This window comes from Gluconobacter sp. DsW_058, from assembly GCF_002153615.1.
In the GTDB taxonomy this organism is placed as follows: domain Bacteria; phylum Pseudomonadota; class Alphaproteobacteria; order Acetobacterales; family Acetobacteraceae; genus Gluconobacter; species Gluconobacter cerinus.
In genome coordinates this window covers 24,215-34,253 of record NZ_JOPH01000044.1, presented here as the reverse complement: position 1 = coordinate 34,253, position 10,039 = coordinate 24,215, and the positions used below count along the sequence as shown (strand labels likewise).

The window sequence follows — 10,039 nt, the reverse complement described above, 5'->3', positions numbered from 1 at the left end:
CAAGCTGTTTCATAGCGCCATTCCCCCAATCAGATCCGGAGGAATGGAATCACATAGAAAGCCTCAAAACCAGAGGGTTCTTCGATCCCTCCAGATCTATCCGATATGGGTCGGTAGCACCCCCGATCTTTCCAAAATTCAGAACCAGCTATGGTTCACGCTTCGACTGGGCAGTCATCCGCATCGCTCACTACAGGACGCGTGGACAGCCCATGAGGGTGATACATTCTCATTCGAGGTTATCGAGGAACTGAAGGGTAAAGATAATGCTTATATCCGGAGTGCCACGCTGAAGGAACTTCTCGCTAAATGGACTGCGGAACTCAAAGCAGTACGCCTCTAATATTTGATAAGGTATCTTTTCATGGACGCGAAAATCGGAAATTTACGTCAAATCACCAGACATTTATTATGCTGCCATCTCGAAGGGGGCTTCTCCACAGGCGTTGGCTTCATCAATCGTGAGTAGAAGCCTTATGCGCTCCTTGACAGGGCGATGAGAGAGTGGAGGCGAGCGATGGAGGGCCTTTTCTGCGTGGTCCCACTGAGGAAAGTGTTTCCCTTTCAGAAGAACAATTGCCCCAGTAGAGGCTTCCTGAATGGTTGACCCGTTGTCGGTTGTCCATTGAACTCTCGGCCCGACATAAGAGCGAAGCAAACGGAGATCGACGCAATCGACATGAAATTTCCTGCAGCTATCTGTCGTTATTTTTTCCAAACGAACGCGGAGTGCTTGATGTCGGGACATATCGCCGTAAAGAGTAGCGATCTCCAGGATGTCTTTCTGTAGAGGCAATGTACCTTCCGGAAATGAGGCTTGTAGCTGGGCAGCAATGTCCCCCAGTTGCCCCCGCGCTATCCATGATCGAGGCGCGGATTTCAGATAGTCTTTCGCCGCCTGTGTCAGTGATTCCGACAAGCTGTCTTGATGAAGACTGATGCTACAGTGAGGCAACAGAATGTCTTTGAGCAACGACTGACGAGCCAGACGGGTACGGGTGGAACACTGCGGCATGGAAAACGCTTCCTTGCTATTGATATGTTATAACATAACTATTATTGACGCCTGTATCAATCCCCTCTTCTCTTCAGGTGCTTGCCTCATGTCGGACAATCGATTGCCTGTGACCATTCTTTCCGGTTTTTTGGGAGCTGGAAAAACTACCCTTCTCAATCATGTTCTGAATAATCGCGACGGTCTGAAGGTTGCGGTCATTGTCAATGATATGAGTGACGTGAACATTGATGCCGAGCTGATCCGCAATGGCGGCAGTAATTTGTCCCGGACAAATGAAAAGCTCGTGGAAATGACGAATGGCTGCATCTGCTGTACGTTGCGGGATGACCTTCTGACCGAGGTGACACGGCTGGCGGAAGAAAAAAGATTTGATTACCTCCTGATTGAATCAACCGGGATTGCAGAGCCCCTGCCCGTCGCAGCTACTTTCGAGTTTCGAGACGAAGAAGGCCGTAGTTTGAGTGACGTCGCTCGGCTCGATACGATGGTAACTGTTGTGGATGCCGTGAACCTGCTCAAAGACTACGGATCAACCGATTTCCTTCGGGATCGAGGTGAGGCTGCGGGAGAAGAAGACGAACGCGCGCTCGTAGACCTCTTCGTTGATCAGATCGAATTTGCGGACGTCATCGTTCTGAACAAAATCGATACGGCCACTACCGAGCAGGCAGAGGCGGCAAGATTGATTATTCGTTCTCTCAATGTTGACGCAACTGTGGTTGAAACAAGCCAAAGTCAGGTTCCCATAAATCAGCTTTTGAACACCGGCCGATTTGATTTTGAGCGTGCACACCAGAATCCCTTGTGGTTCAAGGAGTTGTACGGGCATTCTGAACATCGGCCGGAAACGGAAGAATACGGAATTTCCACCTTTGTCTACCGTGCGCATCGGCCTTTCAGGCCGGAAGCTTTTGCAGACTTCGTCGAGCAGTCGTGGCACGGTGTGGTGCGCGTGAAAGGCTATTTCTGGCTTGCAACCCGCCCGGATTGGGTCGGAGATCTGAGTATTGCGGGGGCTTTAGCGCGTCATCAGGCGGCTGGGCGGTGGTGGGCAAGCGTCCCGCATGACAATTGGCCTGATGACGAAGGCTGGCGAGCGACATTGGCCAAATACTGGGACGATGTTTACGGAGACCGACGTCAGGAACTGGTCTTTATTGGAACCGGAATGGACGAGGCTGCAATTCGTACCGCGCTCGACAATTGCCTTGTTCCACCACCAGAGGGCGAAATTTTCATGCCTTGGCACTACGACAATCTTCCTGATCCATTTCCTCGGTGGTCGTAAATATTTGAGTTATTTTGACGTGCGCGCCCATATTTTATGCCATCTGGCCCTGGCGAATAGGATAGCAATTGGAGGGGCTTTCTTCTCAGCCCCTCCCGAACACTCACGGGCCCGTAAAATAACCATTCGCTCTGATGCATATCTCAGCAACTATTCTCTCGAAAGATGCAGTTAAACTCAGAAATCCGATGAGACCGTCCCTGTCATCGAAAATCGTGGAAGCACATAGAAGGATGCTCCGCTGCTGCCTGCCAGGGTACTCCCATCGAGCAGTGTCACATTATGGTAGTTGTTGGTAATGCCAGTTGTTCCGACACGAATGATCGATCCCGTCAGGTTAGAGAAATTCAGACGGAACGTAGGGGTTTTCAGGAAATAGAGCGGTTTGAAATGATACCCAAGGGCAAGGGTATTGGTAACAAACCCTGGCATTCTCTGATCGCCCACAAGTGTTACTGACTGAGGGCCGGTATAGTGAAGGCTGAAGTTTCCAAAGAACCCTGCATTGCTGTAGGTCAGTCCAAAATTTGCAAGAACTCGTGGCGTGAGAATGGACTGTTTTCCTTTGGTTGGAAGGTATGTGTCACCATAAGGAATATTTGAGTCAAAAGTGCCATGCAGGTACTCTACTGAGGCATAGGGGCTGAAATGGTGGAAATCCCTTCCTGCAATCATGGCATCAAATCCGCGGATCGTCTGGTTTCCTGCATTGGAAACTGCATAAGCGGTATTGGGCAGATAGGTGGTCAGAAGACGGTTGGTGATATTGGAATTGAATGCCGAAATATCGAACGTCAGGTACCGGTTGTTATAGCGATATCCAATCTGTTCCGTGATGGAATACTGGTTTTTGGGGAGTGACGTCGAACCCGACAGCTGTGACGGAGACGGCTGGCGGAAGTCACCTTCGGCATTCATGTAAACCTGACTGTGAGAGTCGATTTTATACGAGACAGAAAGATGCGGAAGCGGCGCGGTTGAGTTGGCCCCGATCGTAAACTGGCTGAGCCCGGAAGCGCGATCCCAATAGTTGGACATGATATATTTGAAGCCACCGTTTATGGTCAGGCGATCATTAAAATATTTTGCGGTATCTTCGATAAAGAAAGAATTCAGCTCGTAGCCCGCATTGTACCTGTAAATCGCTTCCTGACCCTCTGCTGTATAGAGTTTATAGGCATTGTCATTTGTTTTGGCATTCCGTCCGCCAGGTTGTGTTGCCATTGTCGGAAAGAAATAGTCGACAGCGTTATTCTCATACCAGTATCCAAAAGACAGATGGTTATGACGATCAATGTCGTAACCCAGTTTGGCGACAAGCCCGACTTGCGGGGACCAGTGCTGCGCCCAGTATGTGCTCAACGGTGTAGAAGGATCTGCTTTCTGCCCGTTTCCATAGAAATATGTGGCACCCGTCGAGGCTGGCGTGCCAGCGGTTGAGCCGTCCCATCCGAAGCCTGTCGCAAAATAGGGAGACAGGTCGAAAGTCAGGCGCTTGTTGATAATGATATGCGCTTGTGTTGTAACAAAAAACTGGTTCCAGGAGTCAATATTGCCTTGCCAGTAATTTCCGGCGGACGTGGAATTCCTGTTCCAGACATTTGTACGGTTATATCCCTGTCCCGTATGCTTATAATTATAAAATGTTTGAGCATCTGGATATGCATCAATTGTAAACATGGAATTGTTCCATGAACCAAAAAATTTTACAGTTGATCCATTGGTAAATTCTTTAAAAAGTCCAACGTCTACATGTGTCCGGCGGTTTGTACCTGCACCCATCCATTGTCTCGAATGGGTATTTGAGACTGAAATATAAGACCGAATACCGGAATTTCCGATTTCTCCGGATTCCAGTCGGACGAATTCCCGAGACATGTTGTTGGTGCCGTAAGAAAAATCCATGCTGCCCCCAGCTTTTTTCCCAGGGGTTAGTGTGCGCTCATCAAGCGTACCTGCCGTTGCATTGGATGCAGGCGCATCGATGGGAGAGCTCCCAGGCGTCATGGTGACGCTTTCGATGTTCTCTGCGTCAACGTTCTGCTGAAGATACGCTGCAAGAGATGCAGGAGCCCCATCCAAAAGCAAAGCTGTATCGGCATCAGTAAAACCGCGCATATACAGAGCACCGCCTTTGATCCCAGACGTATCTGGCATGGCAATGCTGACACTTGGAAGATTTTGGACAACATCAAGGCCGGTTGATGTCGGGCTTCTCATCTCAATATATTGGCGCCCCACAGACTGCACGGCATAAGGTGCAGTTTCGACGCGCATCATGCCTCCCCCAGAGTTGCGCGCACTTCTCGATCCACGAACACCGACGCTCTCTTCGCTGGCTGCCATCATAGACGTTCTACGGGAACGTGGTTTTGAGGGTGTGCCAGATGTCGCATGATGAGGGCTTGTCACATGACGGAGATGATGGGTCGGAGCAGCACTGGAGCGTCCAGTCTCTGCGGAAAAGAGTACGGAACTCAGAATAGTACCGAGGAACAGACGAGAAGCCAGTGTCTTCACTTTTTTTCTCCGAAAGCTCAGTTGGTGTAACTGAATAATACGCACTCAAACATATTTCGATATAATAATGAAATACTAAATAATCTTCGGAGAAAATAAATATACGAATTTAGTATTTTGGATTAATTCCAGCGCTTTTAGCCGAATGATGCTTCCATCATTCGGCTTTCTGAAGCTTATTTCTAAATTCGGAAACTAAAATGAATATTTAGAAGTCTTTTTCGCAGCTTATAATCACCTTTCTAACCTGGGCTATCATTCCTCTGATTTGGTCTGGAGTCGAAATAAAAGGAGGGCCAAAAGAAATCGTGTCTCCTGTGACGCGAAGCAGAACGCCCTCTTCAAGCCCTCGCTCAAAAAGCTGAACGCTTCGAAGGGCAGATTTGTCAGAGAGAGGATTGAGTTCGATCGCGGCGGTAAGGCCTATGTTCCGTAAATCTTTTACGGACTTCAGGTCCTGCAGTGCATGAATCTCTTCTTCGAGGATGGGTTCCAGTGCCCTGACGGCCGCATTGGTGCCTTCTTCTTCCATGATGTCGAGCACCGTATGGGCCACGGCCGCCGCCATTGGATGCCCTGAGTAGGTGTAGCCGTGAGCGAACTCTATGGCTGCGTCCGGGCCGTTCATGAATGTTTTGTAGATTTCTGAAGTGACGATAACGCCTCCCATGGGAATGATCCCATTCGTGACCGCCTTGGCGAAGGTAATCATATCCGGTGTGACGCAGAATCTTTGGGAGGCAAAATTTTCTCCCATACGCCCAAAGCCCGTGATGACTTCGTCGAAAATGAGGAGAATCCCGTGTTTCGTACAGATTTCCCGCAGCTTCTGAAGATATCCGACGGGAGGGACAAGAACGCCGGTGGATCCCTGAACTGGCTCGACAATGACAGCCGCGATTGTGGAGGCATCATGGAGTGCCACCAGTCTTTCGAGATCGTCCGCCAGATGGGCGCCCCACTCGGGCTGTCCTTTTGAAAAGGCGACATGGGCGTGATCGTAAGGGTGTCGGATGTGGTCCACACCAGGGACCATCACCGTGGCGAACATCTTGCGGTTTGGGACAATGCCGCCGACGGACATGCCCCCAAACCCTACACCGTGATAACCTCGTTCGCGTCCAATGAGACGAAAACGGCCGCCCTCACCTTTAAGCTTGTGAAAGCCGATCGCAATTTTCAGCGCAGTATCAACAGCTTCCGAGCCAGAATTCGCGAAGAAAACATGCTCCAAGCCTTCGGGGGCCATTTTTGCGATGCGTGCTGCCAGCGATACAGCCGGTGCATGGGTCATCTGGAATCCGGGTGCGAAGTCCAGCGTTTCTGCCTGCTGACGAAGCGCGTCCGCAATGCGTGGATTTCCATGGCCTAGAGGCGTACACCACAGCCCAGACAGCGTATCGAAGACTGTTTTGCCATCGGCCATCGTATAGTAAGGCCCCTTGGCGGAGGCCACAACGCGATGATCGCCCCGACCGTTAACCAGTCTGTTCGCAGTAAAGGGCATCCAGTTGCGTCCCTCACTCATGGCAAGGGCGCACAGGCTTTCATTCGTCAATGTAGTCACGATACTGCCTCCGTCAGGCTGTCAGATGTTTTTTTCTTAAAAGGTGCTCTCTCGACATACCGGCCCTGCCCGCGCTCGGCACGCAGTGTACCGTCATCCCAAAGGACGCGGCTCTGACTGATTGTCTTTTTTGCCACGCCTGTAACGGTCATGCCTTCATAAATATTGTAATCGACATTCTGATGATGTGTGGCGGCAGAGATGGTTCGTGAGGCCGATGGATCCCACAGCACAATATCCGCGTCTGCACCCTCAACAATCATGCCTTTCCGGCTATGAATATTGAAGATACGGGCCGTATTGGTGGACGTGAGGGCAACAAACTGCTCCGGAGTTATCTTGCCGCCGACAACGCCGTGATGCCACAGAATGCTCATGCGATCCTCAATGCCGGGAACACCGTTGGGGATGCGCGTAAAATTGGTGAGGCCCATTTCTTTCTGGGAGCGGCAGAAGCAGCAGTGATCCGTTGCGGTGGTGTGGAGCTGGCCGGAAGAAAGGCCGCCCCAGAGCGCTTGCTGATGCGATTTTTCGCGGAAAGGCGGGCTCATGACATAGCGCGATGCCTTCAGCCAGTCTGAAGACTGATAAACGCTTTCATCGAAAACCAGATGCTGTGGAAGTACTTCGCCATAAACCTGTAGTCCGCGAAGGCGGCCATTTGCGATGGCGTCGGTCGCCTCGCGTGTTGACACGTGCACGATATAGAGCGGGGTATTGTTGACGGCCGCCAGTGTAATGGCGCGCTGAGCAGCTTCGCCCTCCACGCTGGATGGGCGGGAGAGCGGATGTGCCGCAGGGCCGGTGTTTCCAGCTTTCAGGAGAGACTCCTGAAGAAACGAGACGGCATCTCCATTTTCGGCATGCACGGTGCATAAAGCGCCCAGCTCTCCTGCTCGACGCATGGAGTTGAGAAACGTCTCATCATCCACCATTAGGGCGTTTTTGTAGGCCATGAAGTGTTTGAAGGAATTAACGCCGCAGTCCCGCACCAGTGTTTCCATATCCTGGTGAACCTGGTCGTCCCAGTGCGTCACCGCGACATGGAAACCATAGTCAGCAGACGCTTTTTCGGCTTTGCTACACCATGTCTTCCACGCGTCATGTAACGACTGCCCGTGTTCGGGAATGACGAAATCAATAATGCTCGTTGTGCCTCCGGCGAGGCCGGCAGCTGTGCCTGTATAGAAATCGTCACTGGCCATCGTGCCCATAAAGGGCATTTCCATATGCGTGTGGGGATCTATCCCCCCTGGCATGACAAGCAGGCCATCTGCATCAACGATGGTACAGCCTGTCGGCGCTTCCATATCCGCCTGAACAGCCGCGATTTTCCCGGCATCGTCACATAGGACGTCTGCTCTGAAACGCCGCTCAGACGTAACAACTGTTCCACCCTTGATCAGGAGCATGACATCCCTTCCCTTCAGGAAAAGTGGTTGGCATTATGTCGTTGTCTTACCGAAACTGTATGGTTAATCTGACCAGCCGGTCAACATAACGATTGCGCTTCCGGAATTTTTTCGAGAACGAGGATCACCAGAATGACACAGTCACCGGACGCGTACGCTACAGGGCGCCTGACCAATGCGGATCTTGCGCCCGTTCAGGATCGGAGCTGGGCGTGGAAGGACTTTCTCTTTCTCTGGATGTCTGATGTTCACAGTGTCGCCGGCTATATGACTGTTGGCACGCTGTTCATGATGGGGCTGCCGGTCAGCAGCGTGCTCATCGGATTGTTTGTTGCAATCGTTGCTGTGCAGTTTCTCTGCAATCTGATCGCGGTTCCAAGTTTGAAATCCGGCGCTCCCTTCCCTGTCATTATTCGAAGCGTCTTTGGCGTCTACGGCGCGGTCGTCCCGGCACTGGTGCGTGGGATCATTGCCGTCGGCTGGTACGGAATCCAGACATGGCTGGCATCCAATGCTGTGGTTCTGTTTGCTCTTCGAATGATGCCGTCGCTGGCAGATTATAGCGATGTTCATCACCATGGACTGATGGGGCTGTCGCTGCTCGGCTGGTTGGCCTTTCTGCTCATCTGGGCTTTGCAGTTGGCGGTATTCTGGCGCGGAATGGAGTCCATCCGGCATTTCATAGACTGGGCAGGGCCAGCCATTTACGTCATGATGATCCTGCTTGACGGCGTGCTTCTCTGGAAAACGCGGGGACAGATCGGCTTTTCAGTTCTTCCCCACTCTGCTCTTTCCCTCGGACAACATCTGACCGGCGTGCTGAATGTGATCTCTCTGACGATCGCATTTTTTTCCCCGATTATCCTGAATTTTGGCGATTTTGCCCGCTATGGCATTAGCCTGAGTGCGGTACGACGCGGTAATTTCTGGGGCCTACCAATCAATTTCATGGCGTTCTGCGCGCTTGCGCTTACAACAGTAACCCTCACCCAGCCTGTTCTGGGACAGATCCTCGTTGATCCGGTGGACACTGTGACGCGTCTGGATAATCAAACGATCATGATTGTGGGAATTTTAACTTTCGTTCTCGCGACCATTGGGATCAACATTTCCGCCAATTTTGTCTCAGCGGCGTTTGATTTTTCCAATATAGCCCCGGCATCCATTTCATGGCGTGGCGGTGGTGTCATTGCGGCGATTGGTGCCATCGCTCTCACGCCCTGGAACCTCTACGCCCGTCCGGATCTGATCCACCTGACACTCGACATACTGGGTCTGTTCATCGCTCCTGTGACAGGAATTCTTCTGGCGGACTACTATTTTGTTCAGCGGGAAACTCTGGACGTGCCTGCGCTGTACAGCACGGACCCATTGGCAGCTTACTGGTACCGAAGTGGCGTAAACCCTACTGCAATCTGGGCCTTGGGTCTGGCTGTGCTGGTGGGGCTCGCAAATGTCTTCCTGCCAGCATTAGCCGTATTCCAGAATTTCGCGTGGTTTACAGGCTTCTTTTCAGGGTTTTGTTTTCATCTGCTTCTGACGCGCCTGAGACCGGTTGGGAGAACAGCGGACGGACAAGCGTCATGAGAGTGGTGACGGCAGTTTCATAATCGCCGTCAGTAAGAGGCGTACGGTCCAGAACAGCCTCATACTGGACCTGCATATCCGCATATGCCTGCGTACCCGACCACAAGAGAAACAACAGATGTGTCGGGTCAATAGGCGCCATGATGCCTTTTGCCTGCCATTCCAGGAAGATTGCGACATGTCGGGCTACATGGGCTCGCAGTTCTCCCCGCAGGAAGTCCTGAACCATGTGGCCGCCTGAGAGCACTTCCTGTGCGAAGAGACGCGATCCTTCTGGCCGTGCGCGGGAGAATGCAATCTTGGCTTCTATGTATCCCCTGAGCCCTTCCAGCGGGTCCTTGTCAGAAGAAAGCCAGTGATCGGCATCTGTCAGCCATACATCCAGCAGGCGTGACAGTGTGGCGTTGTACAGGTCTTCCTTGGAGCCAAAATAGTAGAGAATATTGCCCTTGGGGATGTCGCAGACCTTGGCAATATCTTCAAGGCGCGTTCCTTTAAGGCCGCGGGTGCCAAAGGTCCATTCCGCAGCATTCAGGATTTGCGGAACGGTGGCGCGGCGTGGCGCACCGGCACGAGTTCTTTTTCTGGGGCTGGGAGACGACTCCAGACTGTCTTGTGGCATTGTCTTTCTCCCGGCCTGCTTTGCG

General features: G+C 51.9%; 8 protein-coding genes. 3 read left to right on the top strand and 5 right to left on the bottom strand.

All coding sequences use genetic code 11. The features are described 5' to 3' along the window. Nucleotides 1–343 (top strand): GIY-YIG nuclease family protein (locus tag HK24_RS13585; protein WP_233126214.1); only part of this gene is annotated, 343 nt, incomplete at its 5' end. A 66-nt stretch (nt 344–409) separates the two neighbouring features. Here HK24_RS13585 and HK24_RS09625 read toward each other — a convergent pair. Further along, a complete protein-coding gene (locus HK24_RS09625) occupies nt 410–1,015 on the bottom strand; it encodes a DUF1826 domain-containing protein (protein WP_086634302.1) in 606 nt (201 codons plus the stop codon). Nucleotides 1,016–1,103: 88 nt separating this feature from the next. Here HK24_RS09625 and zigA point away from each other — a divergent pair, with 88 nt between their 5' ends. Beyond that, nucleotides 1,104–2,306, top strand: a complete 1,203-nt coding sequence (gene zigA / locus HK24_RS09620) for a zinc metallochaperone GTPase ZigA (protein WP_086634301.1) — start codon at nt 1,104–1,106, stop codon at nt 2,304–2,306. A 177-nt stretch (nt 2,307–2,483) separates the two neighbouring features. On the opposite strand, the gene HK24_RS09615 is transcribed toward zigA, so the two are convergent. From HK24_RS09615 to hydA, 3 genes are all read right to left on the bottom strand, one after another. Beyond that, entirely contained in the window at nt 2,484–4,826 is a 2,343-nt protein-coding gene (locus tag HK24_RS09615; RefSeq protein ID WP_086634300.1) for a TonB-dependent receptor, read from the bottom strand. Nucleotides 4,827–5,034: 208 nt separating this feature from the next. Beyond that, nucleotides 5,035–6,354 carry an aspartate aminotransferase family protein gene (locus tag HK24_RS09610; RefSeq protein ID WP_198942110.1) on the bottom strand — a complete coding sequence of 440 codons (1,320 nt, stop codon included), beginning with the start codon at nt 6,352–6,354 and terminating at the stop codon, nt 5,035–5,037. Nucleotides 6,355–6,389: 35 nt separating this feature from the next. After that, nucleotides 6,390–7,805: a dihydropyrimidinase gene (hydA, locus tag HK24_RS09605; RefSeq protein WP_086634298.1), complete on the bottom strand. Its 1,416-nt coding sequence runs from the start codon at nt 7,803–7,805 to the stop codon at nt 6,390–6,392. A 132-nt stretch (nt 7,806–7,937) separates the two neighbouring features. On the opposite strand from hydA, the gene HK24_RS09600 reads away from it, so the two are divergent. Further along, nucleotides 7,938–9,392, top strand: a complete 1,455-nt coding sequence (locus tag HK24_RS09600) for an NCS1 family nucleobase:cation symporter-1 (RefSeq protein WP_086634297.1) — start codon at nt 7,938–7,940, stop codon at nt 9,390–9,392. On the opposite strand, the gene HK24_RS09595 is transcribed toward HK24_RS09600, so the two are convergent. Beyond that, nucleotides 9,304–10,014 (bottom strand): TetR family transcriptional regulator C-terminal domain-containing protein, encoded by a 711-nt coding sequence (locus HK24_RS09595; protein WP_086634296.1) that lies wholly within the window; start codon nt 10,012–10,014, stop codon nt 9,304–9,306. The two genes, HK24_RS09600 and HK24_RS09595, sit on opposite strands and share 89 nt — an antisense overlap. Nucleotides 10,015–10,039 lie beyond the last annotated feature (25 nt).